This is a genomic window from Shewanella sp. FJAT-51649, from assembly GCF_019457435.1.
Classification (GTDB): Bacteria; Pseudomonadota; Gammaproteobacteria; order Enterobacterales; family Shewanellaceae; genus Shewanella; species Shewanella mangrovisoli.
The window spans coordinates 1,231,145-1,245,794 of sequence record NZ_CP080411.1 but is presented as its reverse complement, the minus strand read 5'-3'; the positions used below and the strand labels follow the sequence as shown (position 1 = coordinate 1,245,794).

The 14,650-nt window shown below is 46.5% G+C and carries 12 protein-coding genes; 1 reads left to right on the top strand and 11 read right to left on the bottom strand.

All coding sequences use genetic code 11. From position 1 onward, the window contains the following. Nucleotides 1–6: 6 nt before the first annotated feature. A complete protein-coding gene (locus K0H59_RS05640) occupies nt 7–1,203 on the top strand; it encodes a YtjB family periplasmic protein (RefSeq protein WP_220054919.1) in 1,197 nt (398 codons plus the stop codon). A gap of 167 nt (nt 1,204–1,370) precedes the next feature. On the opposite strand, the gene deoD is transcribed toward K0H59_RS05640, so the two are convergent. The 11 genes from deoD to pnp form a co-directional block, all read right to left on the bottom strand. Then, nucleotides 1,371–2,081 (bottom strand): purine-nucleoside phosphorylase, encoded by a 711-nt coding sequence (deoD, locus tag K0H59_RS05635; RefSeq protein WP_011621831.1) that lies wholly within the window; start codon nt 2,079–2,081, stop codon nt 1,371–1,373. A 91-nt stretch (nt 2,082–2,172) separates the two neighbouring features. Next, the gene (locus K0H59_RS05630; protein ID WP_055647280.1) at nt 2,173–3,387 is read right to left on the bottom strand and encodes a phosphopentomutase; all 1,215 of its coding nucleotides are present in this window, start codon (nt 3,385–3,387) and stop codon (nt 2,173–2,175) included. Between the two features lie 9 nt (nt 3,388–3,396). Continuing rightward, a complete protein-coding gene (gene deoA, locus K0H59_RS05625; protein WP_220054918.1) occupies nt 3,397–4,728 on the bottom strand; it encodes a thymidine phosphorylase in 1,332 nt (443 codons plus the stop codon). Between the two features lie 184 nt (nt 4,729–4,912). After that, entirely contained in the window at nt 4,913–5,683 is a 771-nt protein-coding gene (deoC, locus tag K0H59_RS05620) for a deoxyribose-phosphate aldolase (RefSeq protein WP_011716152.1), read from the bottom strand. A 411-nt stretch (nt 5,684–6,094) separates the two neighbouring features. Then, nucleotides 6,095–6,946, bottom strand: coding sequence for an outer membrane protein OmpK (locus K0H59_RS05615; RefSeq protein ID WP_220054917.1), 852 nt, complete (start codon nt 6,944–6,946; stop codon nt 6,095–6,097). 349 nt (nt 6,947–7,295) lie between these two features. Then, nucleotides 7,296–8,555: a NupC/NupG family nucleoside CNT transporter gene (locus K0H59_RS05610; protein ID WP_011716150.1), complete on the bottom strand. Its 1,260-nt coding sequence runs from the start codon at nt 8,553–8,555 to the stop codon at nt 7,296–7,298. 176 nt (nt 8,556–8,731) lie between these two features. After that, the gene (locus K0H59_RS05605; protein WP_220054916.1) at nt 8,732–9,496 is read right to left on the bottom strand and encodes a TatD family hydrolase; all 765 of its coding nucleotides are present in this window, start codon (nt 9,494–9,496) and stop codon (nt 8,732–8,734) included. A gap of 10 nt (nt 9,497–9,506) precedes the next feature. Beyond that, a complete protein-coding gene (locus tag K0H59_RS21330) occupies nt 9,507–9,686 on the bottom strand; it encodes a hypothetical protein (RefSeq protein ID WP_309304159.1) in 180 nt (59 codons plus the stop codon). Nucleotides 9,687–9,757: 71 nt separating this feature from the next. After that, the gene (prfC, locus tag K0H59_RS05600; RefSeq protein WP_011716148.1) at nt 9,758–11,338 is read right to left on the bottom strand and encodes a peptide chain release factor 3; all 1,581 of its coding nucleotides are present in this window, start codon (nt 11,336–11,338) and stop codon (nt 9,758–9,760) included. Between the two features lie 99 nt (nt 11,339–11,437). Next, a complete protein-coding gene (nlpI, locus tag K0H59_RS05595) occupies nt 11,438–12,340 on the bottom strand; it encodes a lipoprotein NlpI (RefSeq protein WP_220054915.1) in 903 nt (300 codons plus the stop codon). Between the two features lie 191 nt (nt 12,341–12,531). Further along, nucleotides 12,532–14,631 (bottom strand): polyribonucleotide nucleotidyltransferase, encoded by a 2,100-nt coding sequence (gene pnp, locus K0H59_RS05590; RefSeq protein ID WP_220054914.1) that lies wholly within the window; start codon nt 14,629–14,631, stop codon nt 12,532–12,534. Between the last annotated feature and the right edge of the window lie 19 nt (nt 14,632–14,650).

Here is a 14,650-nt window from a genome sequence, read left to right as displayed (position 1 = left end):
GTCAAAGTGTTATATCTTAAAGGGCTAAAGAAAAGCCATAAAATCAGTAGACTGCTCCAAATCGCCATCGCCTTGACCTTGATGGTCGGCTTAGTGCAATTGTGGCAGACAAGCCTACTACAAGGTCAGCTGCTTCTAAAGTCCCAAACGCAAAAGATGGCCAGATTACTGGTACAACAAACGGCCTACAGCGCGGCGCCCGCCCTGCAATTGCAAAACGATGAACAGCTCCAATGGCTGGCCAGCGCCTTAGTCGAAGATCCTAAAGTAATGTCGGCGGCTATTTTCAGCGACCAAGGTATACGTTTAGCCTTCGCCCAAAGCCTGACCAATGAAGCCTTAGATCCCGAATCCGAAGACATGGGTTTGCTCCTGAGCAAATATCCGCCCTATGTTGAACCCGTGATCCAAGATGGAAAAAATTTAGGCTATGTCGAGGTTAGGCTCGATACCAAACTATTTTTTAATGAAATCAAAGAGGCACATAACCTAAATATGGAGCAGCAGCAAATGATGTTGCTGGTTGCTGGCCTTATCGGCATGTTGCTATCCCGCGCCTTATCCTTTAAGCGCGCCGATTTTGACCGCCGTCGCACCCGCGCCAAATTGCGTAAAAACCCTAAGAAAAATAAAGCCATAAAAGCAGCAGCGGAAGCTACGCCAGCGGATAATCAAGATACGCTGCTGGATGCAGTTATCGCAAGTGACACCGAGGCTCAGCAAAAGCCGACAGAAGCTAAAAAGGCCAAAGAAAGCAAAGCAGCACAGGATCTCGACGCTCAGCCCTTGGATAAATCGGCAGCAGGTAAAGCGCCAAATGAAGACAGCAATGAAGTGATTGCCGAACCTAAAGCAAGGAAAACCAAAACAAGCGCAGAAACAAAAGCTGTGCTTGTGCCAGAAAGAGTTGTATCAGAGAAAGCGCTTGATGCGGAACCAGAGATAACACCAGAGCTTGAACCAGAGAAAGATACAAAGGATGCGTCATCATCTGAGTCTACGTCTCTGTCTCAGTCTAAAGCGGATACCAAGGAACAAACGACCCAAGTTACAGCTTCAACAACTGAGGCGCAAAGCTCAACGCCTGCGCCAAATAAACCTAAGGTAAAATCGGTGCGCCGAGTCAAAACCAATGCGGCCAAATCCACCGCGGAGAAAGTCCCAGCACAACCGAGCGATTTAGATACCGATTCTACGGGTTAATCGGGCGTCTCTGCTCAAACTGAAGCGCCTTGGGTTTAGTTCCGCCTTGCAAAATTATCCATCTAAGAGCCAGCAACACAGCTAAACCGATTGAACTTGAAGATAACGAGGCAATAAAAAAGGGTTCGCTATGCGAACCCTTTTTTTATAACGAAATTAGCGACAAATTACAGCGTAATTGCAGCGTCTAATGTCATCACGATCATATCGTTGAACGTGGTTTGACGCTCATCAGAAGTGGTTTTTTCGCCAGTACGGATATGGTCAGATACAGTTACCACACACAGTGCACGGGCACCGAATTCATGGGCAACACCGTATAAACCAGCGGCTTCCATCTCTACGCCTAACACGCCCATTTTTTCCATCACGTCAAACATTTGTGGATCAGGAGTGTAGAACAAGTCGGCAGAGAAAACGTTACCAACACGGATCTTAGTGCCTTTCACTTTGGCAGATTCGATCACGGCATTCATCAGCTCGTAGTTCGCGATAGCTGCGAAATCTTGGCCTTTGAAACGTAAACGGTTAACTTGCGAATCAGTACAAGCACCCATGCCGATTATTACATCGCGCACTTTAACGTCAGTGCTGATCGCGCCACAAGTACCCACGCGGATCAGGTTCTTAACGCCGTAGTCTTTAATTAATTCAGTTGCATAGATTGAGCATGAAGGAATACCCATGCCTGAACCCATAACAGAAATACGTTTACCTTTGTAAGTACCGGTAAAACCTAGCATGTTTCGAACGTCAGTCACTTGCTCAACATTTTCTAAGAATGTTTCAGCAATATATTTTGCACGTAATGGATCGCCTGGAAACAGAACTGTCTCAGCGAATGCGCCCTCTACAGCATTAATGTGTGGTGTTGCCATCGAAATAACCCCTGTTTATTTTATTAAGACTTAAGTCTTTGTTTACTGGCGGCCCAATGCTGGCCACCAAATCGAGATCTTGCACGTTTACTTAGATAAACGACTCACCGTATTCCATCGGCTCAAGCTTGAAGTAGCTTGCGATAGATTGGCCGATATCGGCGAAGCTGTTACGGCGACCGAGTGAACCGGCTTTCAGCCCTGCGCCATAGGCCAATACAGGCACATACTCACGGGTATGGTCAGTACCTTGCCATGTTGGGTCGCAACCATGGTCGGCGGTGAGGATTAACAGATCGTCCTCATCCAGCAGCGCCAGCATTTCAGGTAAACGCGAGTCGAAATACTCCAACCCTTTCGCATAACCTGCCACATCACGGCGGTGACCATAGTGGGAGTCAAAATCAACAAAGTTAGTGAATACGATAGTATTTTCACCCGCTGATTTCACTTCGGCTAACGTCGCATCAAATAGCGCTTCTAAACCGTTTGCCTTCACCTTTTTGGTGATGCCACAGTAAGCGTAAATATCGGCAATCTTGCCCACACTCACCACTTCACCACCGGCGGCTTTTAACTTATCTAACACTGTCTTTGCTGGCGGCTCGAGGGAGTAATCCTTACGGTTACCAGTACGAGCAAAGTCGCTTGGGCCAGTGCCATCGAATGGACGCGCAATCACGCGGCCAATGTTGTAAGGCTCTAACTCTTCACGGGCGATTTCGCAAAGACGATATAAATTTTCTAAACCAAATGTGCCTTCATGGCAGGCAATCTGGAATACCGAATCCGCCGAAGTGTAAAAAATCGGCTTGCCAGAACGCATATGTTCTTCGCCTAATTCTTCCAGAATCGTGGTACCAGAAGCATGGCAGTTACCTAAAAAGCCATCGAGTCCCGCACGGGCTAGAATCTTATCTGTCAGCTCTTTAGGGAACGAATTTTGGTGCTCGCTAAAATAGCCCCAGTCGAATAATACGGGCACACCCGCCATTTCCCAGTGACCGCTCGGGGTATCTTTACCCGAACTTAATTCCTGAGCGTGGCCATAGGCACCAATCAGCTCAACATTGTCCGCAAAGCCTGGCGCAAACGCTCCCGTGCTTTCCATCGCCGCATGGGCCAAACCTAAACGCGCCAAGTTTGGCAGCGTTAACGGACCTTCACGGCCGATATCAGCTTTACCTTCGGCACACGCTTTAGCGATATGGCCAAAAGTGTCAGAACCTAGATCCCCAAACTTGGCGGCGTCACCTGCTGCACCCACGCCAAAGGAATCCAACATCATTATAACTGTACGTTTCATAATTCTTCCTTAAAGATCCGCTGCTCGGATATAAGCATAGATCTCAGGTGTTTTTTCTGGAGCGACGTCATCAATACGAATCGCTTTTTTCACGGCTTCTTCCGCCTGAGCAAAGGCATCTTCGGATTGCGCGTGGATAACGGCAATCGGCGTTGAAGCATCAATCTTATCGCCAAGGGCACAGACTTGCGTCAGACCAACACTGTAGTCGAGTGCATCACCAGGCTTGCGACGACCACCACCTAAGGTAACCACGGCTAAACCGAGCTCACGGGTATCCATGCTATGGGCATAACCTTGGGTATCCGCAAAGACAGGGCGAATAATTTGCGATTGCGGTAAGTACTTACTGTAGTTTTCGACAAAATCGACTGGACCGCCGAGGCCTGAAACCATCTTGCCAAAGATCTCGGCTGCGCGGCCGTTATCTAATACGCGGTTTAACTTGGCACGGGCATCCGCTTCATCGGTGGCGAGGCCACCAAGGAGTAACATCTCGGCGCAAAGCCCCATAGTCACAGCGTACAGACGTGGATTACGGTAAGCACCGGTTAAGAAGTCGATGGCTTCTTTCACTTCAACCGCATTACCCGCACATGAGGCTAATACTTGGTTCATGTCAGTGAGTAAGGCTGTCGTTTTAGTGCCTGCGCCATTGGCTACCGCCGCAATGCTGCGAGCAAGCTCTTCAGAGGCTTCGTAGGTTGGCATAAATGCGCCGCTACCGACTTTGACGTCCATCGCCAATGCATCGAGACTACAAGCTAATTTCTTAGAGAGAATTGAGGCGGTGATGAGGGAGATGGATTCGACGGTCGCTGTGTTGTCACGGATGGAGTAGAAACGTTTGTCGGCGGGGACGAGATCACCAGTTTGGCCGATAATCGCCACACCAACGTCTTTAACCACTTTGCGGAACAATTCACTCGAAGGTTCGGTTTGATAACCAGGAATAGCGTCGAACTTATCGAGCGTACCGCCTGTGTGTCCGAGTCCGCGACCCGAAATCATCGGCACGTAACCACCGCAAGCCGCAGCCATGGGGCCGAGCATCAGACTAATCACATCACCGACACCACCTGTGCTGTGCTTATCGACGATGGGACCATTGAGGTTTAACGCATCCCAATTGAGCACAGTGCCAGAATCGCGCATTGCCGTGGTCAAAGCGATTCTTTCATCCATATTCATGTCATTAAAGTACACAGCCATGCCCAATGCGGCGATCTGACCTTCCGACACTGCATTGGTGGTTATGCCCTTAACGAAGAACTGGATCTCTTCGGTACTCAAGGCTAAACCATTGCGTTTCTTACGTATAATTTCTTGAGCTAGAAACATGATACTGCCTCCAAGCTAAATACTAATACAACATATCCGTTATTTAGCTTTGCAATGAAACATCAAAACTGTAGCAATATTACAATTACATGCTATCGAAGTTTTGATGTTTCCAACTAGATTTAGGTCACACTTAATTAGTTTCGATATACGATTTTGGTATTAATCGAGATGCAATGTTCGATTAATAGCCTTGAGTCGGCTTAGGCGCATCGGCTAATTCTAATGTGTGTAACAAGCTGTTGAGTAAGCTTGAAGCACCAAATCTAAAGGTACGTGGAGAGACCCAATCAGCACCAAGAATACGCTCAGCCACACCTAAAAACTCAGCAGCTTGAGCAGCATCACGTACTCCGCCAGCAGGCTTAAAGCCCACTTTGGTGTTCTTTTCACTGATCACAGTCAGCATGATTTCAGCCGCTTCAAGGGTCGCGTTAACTGGCACTTTACCGGTAGAAGTCTTGATGAAATCAGCACCCGCATCGATAGACAGTTCAGAGGCGCGGCGGATAAGCGCAGGATCGGCTAATACACCCGATTCGATGATCACTTTCAGTAATACATCGCCACAGGCTTCTTTACAGGCTTTGACTAACTCGTAACCGACACTTTCGTTGCCTTCCATCAGCGCGCGGTAAGGGAATACCACGTCGACTTCATCGGCGCCATAGGCAACCGCGGCACGGGTTTCTAATACCGCAATCGCAATATCATCGTTACCGTGTGGGAAGTTAGTTACTGTCGCGATTTGAATGTCTTCGGCGCCCAGCTCATCGAGGGTTTTACGTGCGATAGGAATGAAGCGAGGATAGATACAGATGGCAGCAGTATTACCCGCTGGCGTCACGGCTTTGTGACACAGATCGATCACCTTCTGATCGGTATCGTCATCGTTTAAGGTGGTTAAATCCATAAGTTCGATGGCGCGTTGTGCTGCTTTTTTTAAATCAGTCATAATAGCTCTCCAAAAGAAAAAACAAATAAATAGAAATCAGTCGCTTATACGCAACGCTCAGAGCTGGCATTATTTTGATTATTTTTATATGGCCGGGCCTTCAGGCGATGCCGAGTAATTTGTGTAGGGCAAATTACATTTTTATTAGGTATTCAATCTTGCCTATGCATAACTAGGCATCCTGACACTTAAATTGACTATAAGTGATCACGACTTGAATCCTTGAAGACCGGAAGAGAGGATACGAATAATGTCTTGTTCCTACTTTTCCGCGAAAAATCCGTTTTAGCGCGAGAAAAACACAAACCTTTATATAAACGCACTGCTCAAATTATAAATGGGTTTAGATAAAGATTCATGACACATAAAAGATGGAGCCGCCATCGCGGCTCCAACGGCTCTTACAAGAAATTAGAACTTGTAAGTAGCTGACAGGTAGTGTGCCCAACCAGTAGTGTCTAAGCCAAAAGTGCCACCATCTTTAAGTAGGTAAACATCTTTGAAGCCTTTTAGACCATAGCCCAGAGCGTAACGATCTGAGTGCCAGTATAGACCGAAGAAAATATTACCACCGCTAGAAGTGAAAGTTGTATTTACGAACTGACCATTATTATCGTAAGCATTTACCTTATCGGCACCAAATTGGTAATCGATATAACCTTGGAATGACAGGAAGCTCTTGTTATCGAAGAAGTAGAAAGGCTTAAACCAGTTCGCAGAGAATTGATAACCATTCCATTCTTTAGTATCAATATTGTAGTGAGCATACAGGTTCATACCTGTTTTGCCTAACCAAGGCACATTTACATCGGCACCTACACCCCAAAATGAAGTATTAACGCTTTCAGCGCCATCAATTAACCCACCCCAGTTAAACAGAGTAGAAAAATACACTTCTTGTACTGGGCCAAAAGATAAATCTTTACCCGTTAATGCATCAATAGATACACGCGGGGCAAATTTCATGAACAATTTACTTTTGCCATCACCTTTGTCGCCAGAATCGGTATTTGCTAAGTTGAAAACATCAACATAACCATAAAGGTCGAAAACACCAGAACGACCACCAAACTCCATTTCTAAGTAATCATGCTTTGCATCAACACCATTACCTATTGGATGCTCATCAATGGCATACATAGCGTTGAACTGCATCCACTTGTAGTCAGAACCGTGAAGGTCAGAACGGTCTGCAGCAAATGCGTTACCAGACATTGCAGCTACTGCTGTAGCAGCTAAAGCTAAAGTTTTAACGTTTTTCATCATCAACCCCATTATTTTGTTTGCTACCGTCAAGGGTAGCGTTCTTTTTGTGGCGCTCGCATTCTACCTCGATTAAAAAAAATCTCAATAATCTGGCGTAAAATCACGAACACAAAATTCTTAATTGTGAACAAAGTCGCGACTTATTGTTTACGACTAATTAACTTAACCGTACGTCACGACTGTTAAGACAGCATCACAGCTAAAGTCTAGTTGTAATCTGACCTATACAATCGGAGAAACTATTCACTACAGGAATCACTACTGGAAAATGGTTGAATTAACTTAGGTCCCGCCCTGCATGGTCAGGACCCAGTTAGTGGGGAGCATCTCCCCTACATGTCTATGCTTAGATAGCTAAGAATAGACCTGCAATTGTTGCACTCATTAAGTTAGCTAAAGAACCGGCGATAACAGCACGGATACCTAACTTAGCTAAATCATGACGACGGTTAGGAGCCATAGCACCTAAACCACCCAGCAGAATCGCGATAGAAGACAAGTTAGCGAAACCACACAGTGCAAACGAAATAATCGCTTTGGTTCTGTCAGTCATTGCTAAACCAGTGTCAGCAACAATCATGCCGCCATCAGCGATGTCTTTTAGGTATGGAGCAAAGTTCAGGTAAGCAACGAATTCGTTAACAACGATCTTCTGACCGATGAAAGAACCAGCAACCAGCGCTTCGTTCCAAGGTACACCGATTAAGAAAGCTAAAGGCATGAAGATGTAACCAAGGATCAGTTCCAGTGTTAAACCTTCAACACCGAACCAACCACCTACACCACCGATGATGCCGTTGATCATAGCGATCAAACCAACGAAGGCTAACAGCATTGCACCTACGTTTAACGCTAAGTGCATACCAGATGAAGCACCCGCAGCAGCAGCGTCTAATACGTTAGCTGGCTTATCAGGATCTTCTGGTAATTCATCCATGTCGTTTTTAGCAACTTCAGTCTCTGGGTGCATCAGTTTAGCCATTAATAGACCACCTGGTGCCGCCATGAATGACGCAGCAACTAAGTACTCAATAGGCACGCCCATTTGCGCGTAACCAGCCAGTACTGAACCTGCGATAGAAGCTAAACCACCCACCATGATCGCAAACAGTTCTGATTGAGTCATAGTTGGAATGAATGGACGAACCACTAACGGCGCTTCGGTTTGACCAACGAAGATGTTAGCAGTCGCAGACATAGATTCAGTACGGCTTGTGCCTAATGCTTTTTGCAGACCACCACCGATGATACGGATGATCCACTGCATGATGCCTAAGTAGTACAGAACGGCGATCAGAGAAGAGAAGAACACGATAACTGGCAACACGTTTACCGCGAAGATAAAGCCAAGTTTGAAGTTAGCTAAATCACCGAACAGGAAGCCGATACCGTTTTGTGCGTAACCGATAACGCTAGAAACCGCGTCAGAGACACTTTTCAGGATATCTTTACCGACAGGAACGTACAGTACAAAACCACCGAAGGCGGCCTGGATGGCTAATGCACCACCCACAGTACGCAAGTTAATTGCTTTTTTGTTATTCGATAGGAGGAAACCTATCGCAAGTAGGACGACCACCCCTACTAAACTCATCAATATATTCATTAACCATCACCCTATTGTTAACACTTTTTAATTATGTTGTTAATCAACCTATTTCCGAGTCAGATTATACCCGAGAGAAAGTCGAAAATCGTCGTTTTGATCAAAATTTTGGAGTTTAATTTCAACCGCTTAGAGCAAAATGCTATTGCGACCTACACCTGTTTAACCAAAAACAACTAAAGGTCAAACAGTTGCATTGCATTCGACACCAAGTGTTCTGATATTAGAACACTAGATTTTTTTTGCAAAGTTGCAATTTTGTCTATAAAAAGTACAGCGTTAGCGGGTTGGTTCCGTTTTTCTGTAACATTTAACGGGGTCATGGCTGGAGAATCAGTCTCAAGCAGGAAGCTTTCTAGCGGCAGTTCACTGACGGTTTTAAGCAGTTTTTTCGCATTGGGATTCATCACTAAACCGCCAATGCCGAGTTTAAAACCTAGCTTAGTGTATTCAAGGGCGATATCGGGGCTACCAGAAAAGGCGTGGATTACGCCACCTTTTGGAAGTTTATGACGCTTTAAATGGGACAATACCTCTTGGTGAGCTTTGACGGCATGGACGATAACGGGCAAGTTCAACTCATGGGCGAGTGTTAACTGCGCATCGAAAAACGCTAACTGTTTGCTCCAATTATCAGCATAAAGTTTGTCTAAACCGCATTCACCAATGGCAACAAAACGGGGACATTCTCGTAACTGAGAAATGTGAAATGTTAATTCAGAGATTGCCTTATCAACATCTTCGGGGCAAAACCAAGGGTGGATCCCTAAGGCAAAATAACACTGATATTGCTCAGCAATTACCAATTGTTTTGCCCAATGCAGAGGGGAAACACCCGGGATGATCAGATTATCGATGCCCGCTTGTCGCATACGCTGCACAACCTGTTCACGGTCACTATCAAACTCTGCGAAATCGAGGTGCGCGTGGGTATCTAACATCATCAATCCGTTACTCCGATTTTGTGTCTCCATGGGATGCAGCAGCCTTTTGTTGGCAATTCGGCTTATTGCGGGCTAATGGCGGGTCCTCCAATCGAGGCATACAACAGCGGCGACTCTCTGGCGTCAGCCCCATCTTGTCACACCAACGAATATAGGCACGCCACGCCTGAGTTATCCAATGAATCATGTGTCATCCCCAAATTGTAGATACAAAAAAGGCGGTGAATCACCGCCTTTTACCCTAGAGTCACTGACCTGTTAGTGTTCGCGTGTTTTAGCGAACTCGATATCAGGGTATCTTTCCATCGAAAGATTTAAGTTAACCATAGTTGGCGCAATATAAGTTAAGTTATCACCACCATCGAGCGCCAAGTTTTGGCTACATTTGCGGCGGAACTCTTCTAGCTTACGCTCATCTTTACAATAAACCCAGCGTGCGGTTGAAACGCTAATACCTTCGTAAATCGCTTCAACGTTGTACTCGCTCTTTAAGCGGCCGACAACCACTTCAAACTGCAGCACACCCACAGCACCAACGATTAAATCGTTCGAGTCTAATGGACGGAACACCTGCACAGCGCCTTCTTCAGACAACTGAACTAAGCCCTTAAGCAATTGTTTTTGCTTGAGCGGATCGCGCAGACGAATACGGCGGAACATTTCAGGTGCAAAGTTTGGTACACCGGTAAAGCGGAACTTTTCACCTTGGGTGAAAGTATCACCGATACGAATGGTCCCGTGGTTATGTAAACCAATAATATCACCAGGATATGCCACTTCGGCGCGCTCACGGTCGCCCGCCATAAAGGTCAAGGCATCACTGACGTTAACATCTTTTCCGATACGCACGTGGTGCATCTTCATGCCTTGCTCATAGCGACCCGAGCAAACACGCATAAAGGCAACACGGTCACGGTGTTTTGGATCCATGTTGGCTTGGATTTTAAACACAAAACCGGTGAATTTTTCTTCGTCAGGCATGATCATCCGCGCATCGCTTTCACGAGGTAGCGGCTTTGGTGCCCACTCCACAATACCATCGAGGATATGGTCAACACCGAAGTTACCCAAAGCGGTACCGAAGAAAACTGGCGTAAGCTCGCCCTTTAAGAAGGCTTGATGATCAAATTCATTCGATGCACCGCGAACCAGTTCCATTTCATCACGTAAATCAGCAGCATAACTACCAATCGCTTTATCCAGCTCTGGGTTATCGATGCCTTCAATCACGCGGCGTTCTTGAATCGTGTGCCCCATACCGCTCTGGTACAGCACCACTTCATCACGCAGAATATGGTAAACACCTTTAAACTCTTTACCGCTACCAATAGGCCAAGTGATAGGCGCACAGGCGATATTGAGAACATCTTCAACCTCGTCCATCAGTTCGATGGGATCGCGAATATCACGGTCGAGTTTGTTCATAAAGGTGACGATAGGCGTATCGCGCAGACGCGTCACTTCCATCAATTTGATGGTACGGTCTTCTACACCCTTTGCCGAGTCGATAACCATCAGGCAAGAGTCAACCGCCGTCAATGTACGGTAAGTATCTTCCGAGAAGTCTTCGTGGCCGGGAGTGTCGAGTAGGTTTACGAGTGCACCGCCATAGGGGAACTGCATGACAGACGTAGTAATCGAAATACCACGGTCTTTTTCCATTTCCATCCAGTCAGACTTAGCGTGCTGACCCGATTTTTTGCCCTTAACGGTACCCGCTTTCTGCAGCGCGTTTCCGAATAACAGCACTTTTTCGGTAATGGTGGTTTTACCCGCGTCGGGGTGCGATATAATCGCGAAGGTGCGACGTTTATCGACCTCTACTTTATTGTCTGACATTTAACCTATGCACTCGTATCGCTAAAAAAGGCGCAAATTATAGCGCCTCAGTGCGTACTTGGCTAGGTAAAGCCCGAGATGTACCTCGGGCGATATGGCTTATTTTGTGCCTTCGAGCAAACCTTTAACTTTTGCTAGCTCAATTCGCGCGTATCTGTGCTCAACAAAGTCATAGATATTGGTCGCGAGGGCCAGACGGAAATAATTCGCCGCCTCTTGGTATTGATTCTTGGCGATTTCGATTTTGGCGAGGTAGAAATACGCTTCACATAAACGCTCAGCATATTCTTTCGGATGGGTCAGGCCTAACTTAGCATCGGCAAAAACCTGATCACGACTCTTAACGCCAAGATAATAATCAACAATCACGGTTGACCAAGCATCGGCTTCCAGCCCCTTGCGGTGCTCTAGTAACTGACGTTTGGCCTCTTCAGCGTTATCCTTTGACTGGATAAGATATAACCACAGGGCGCGGTAACCATCTTTATTGTCGCCAGCATAAAATGCCTGCATATCTTTTAAGGCGAGATCGTTCCGATCGCCATAATAAAGCGCGATACCGCGATTTAAGTAGGCATAATCATAGTTTGGCGACAGCTCTAATACCCCATCAAACGCCTCATAGGCGCTATCGTATTCACCCTCTTGGGTGTAATAAATACCAAGAAAATTATAGGCATCGGCTAAATCGGGTTGCAGTTTAAGTGCCTGCATAAAATCGATGCGCGCCATTAAGCGTAAACCGACACTGTCGTAAATCACGCCGCGATCGTAATGAAAACGTGCACGCTGCTCGTTGGTTAGCTCTACCGCCGATAAAATCTCATTCAGCTTGGCAAGGGTGACTTCGACTTTATAGTCAGGCATCACGGGGGCGATGACTAACTTGCCTTCAACGTCATTTTGGTTGTCTAAGGGAGACTTAGTGGTCGCACATCCAGCCAACATCAAGCTGGCACCCGCCAGCACAGCAACAACAGCGGTTCTAATTTTAAGACTCATCCATTTCTACCTTTTTAGGTTCCCAACTAACGCAGAAGAATGTTCATGATAGCAATCCCACTTCAGGACTGCTATTGAGGAATAGCATTAAACGCAATTTTATTAAACCTAAACAAACAAAAAGGAGATCAATTGATCTCCTTTTGGTCACGTCATGTCGAAACTGACGCCGATAATGTCAGTAAAGACGATTATTCAGCAGCAGGTTCTTTAGTCTGCGCTTCTTTGATTGACAGACGTACACGGCCTTGACGATCCACTTCCATGACCTTAACAGTCACTTCTTGGTTCAGTTCAAGGTGGTCAGAGACGTTAGCAACACGCTCATCGCTGATTTGCGAAATGTGCACTAAACCATCTTTACCTGGCAGAATGTTCACGAAGGCACCGAAGTCTACGATGCGGATAACTTTACCGTTGTAGATACGACCCACTTCAACTTCGGAAGTGATTTCTTCGATACGACGGATGGCTTCACGGGTTGCATCGCCATTTGACGAAGCAATCTTTACAGTACCGTCATCTTCCAGTTCGATAGTAGTGCCAGTTTCTTCGGTCAGTGCACGAATTACCGCGCCGCCTTTACCGATAACATCACGGATCTTCTCTGGGTTGATCTTGATCGTTGTGATACGTGGAGCGTGGTCAGAGATATCATCACGGTGTGAACCAATCGCTTGGTCCATCACGTTCAGGATATGTACACGTGCGCCGTAGGCTTGTTGCAGTGCAATTTCCATGATTTCTTTGGTGATACCTTCGATCTTGATGTCCATCTGCAGTGCAGTCACACCATCACGAGTACCGGCTACTTTGAAGTCCATGTCACCTAAGTGGTCTTCATCACCTAAGATGTCAGACAGAACAACGAAGTCATCGCCTTCTTTAACTAGACCCATAGCGATACCCGCTACAGAAGTCTTGATGGGTACACCCGCATCCATCAGCGCCAGAGACGTACCACATACTGAAGCCATAGAGCTTGAACCGTTTGATTCAGTGATTTCAGATACAACACGAACGCTGTACGGGAACTCTTCAGCCGTTGGCATAACAGCGTTGATACCGCGCCATGCTAACTTGCCGTGGCCGATTTCGCGGCGCTTTGGTGAACCCACCATACCTGTCTCACCCACAGAGTAAGGAGGGAAGTTGTAGTGCAGCATAAAGCGGTTAGTACGCTCGCCCATGATGCTATCAATCTTCTGTGCATCACGCTCAGTACCAAGAGTACAAGTTACCAGCGCTTGAGTTTCGCCACGGGTAAACAGTGCACTACCGTGAGTACGTGGTAATACGCCAGCTAATACGCTTAATGCACGAACCATGTCTGGCTCACGACCGTCGATGCGCGGCTCACCACGGATGATGCGACCACGAACCACTTTCTTCTCTAAGCTACCGAGCAGACCGTCAACTTCACGTAAATCCACTTCTGGGTTTGCAGCCAGCAGCGCTTCTTTAGCAGCGGCTTTAACCACAGCAACCTGAGCATAACGCTCTTGTTTAACTTGAATTTGATACGCTTCAACAAAACCTGCTTCAGCTAATTCTTTAACTTGAGCAACTAAGGCTTCGTTCGCCACAGGTGCAGTCCAGTTCCACGCTGGTTTGCCTGCTTCTGCTTTGAATTCGTTGATGGCTTTGACCACAACTTGTTGTTGGTCATGACCGTAAACCACAGAGCCTAACATCACTTCTTCCGGTAAGGCTTGAGCTTCTGACTCAACCATCAGTACTGCGCTTTCAGTACCAGCAACAACTAGGTTTAATTGGCTAGTCGCTAACTGTTCAACAGTTGGGTTCAGTACGTATTCGCCATTGATATAACCCACGCGCGCTGCACCTAATGGGCCGCTGAATGGGATACCCGAAATAGCAAGCGCAGCCGAAGTACCGATCATTGAAATAATATCCGGCTCGATTTGTGGATCGACAGATACAACAGTAATGATCACTTGAACTTCGTTTGTGAAGCCATTAGGGAAAAGAGGACGAATTGGACGGTCGATCAGGCGAGCGATTAATGTCTCATCTTCTGAAGGACGACCTTCACGCTTAAAGAAACCACCAGGAATTTTACCTGCTGCGTAGGTCTTTTCTTGATAGTTAACAGTCAGAGGAAAGAAGTCACGGCCTGCTTCAGCTTCTTTTTTACCAACAACAGTGACTAACACTGTCGTGTCACCCATGCTAGCTAAAACGGCAGCGTCTGCTTGACGTGCTATGACACCTGTTTCCAGGGTGACTGTATGTTGACCATACTCAAAACTCTTTACAATTGGATTCACGTGACCCATTCCTTAATTA

Coding starts and splice junctions, on each gene's coding strand:
- deoD (WP_011621831.1), bottom strand. CDS start 2,081: ATGGCAACACCACACATTAATGCTGTAGAGGGCGCATTCGCTGAGACA.
- K0H59_RS05630 (WP_055647280.1), bottom strand. CDS start 3,387: ATGAAACGTACAGTTATAATGATGTTGGATTCCTTTGGCGTGGGTGCA.
- deoA (WP_220054918.1), bottom strand. CDS start 4,728: ATGTTTCTAGCTCAAGAAATTATACGTAAGAAACGCAATGGTTTAGCC.
- deoC (WP_011716152.1), bottom strand. CDS start 5,683: ATGACTGATTTAAAAAAAGCAGCACAACGCGCCATCGAACTTATGGAT.
- K0H59_RS05615 (WP_220054917.1), bottom strand. CDS start 6,946: ATGAAAAACGTTAAAACTTTAGCTTTAGCTGCTACAGCAGTAGCTGCA.
- K0H59_RS05610 (WP_011716150.1), bottom strand. CDS start 8,555: ATGAATATATTGATGAGTTTAGTAGGGGTGGTCGTCCTACTTGCGATA.
- K0H59_RS05605 (WP_220054916.1), bottom strand. CDS start 9,496: ATGTTAGATACCCACGCGCACCTCGATTTCGCAGAGTTTGATAGTGAC.
- K0H59_RS21330 (WP_309304159.1), bottom strand. CDS start 9,686: ATGATTCATTGGATAACTCAGGCGTGGCGTGCCTATATTCGTTGGTGT.
- prfC (WP_011716148.1), bottom strand. CDS start 11,338: ATGTCAGACAATAAAGTAGAGGTCGATAAACGTCGCACCTTCGCGATT.
- nlpI (WP_220054915.1), bottom strand. CDS start 12,340: ATGAGTCTTAAAATTAGAACCGCTGTTGTTGCTGTGCTGGCGGGTGCC.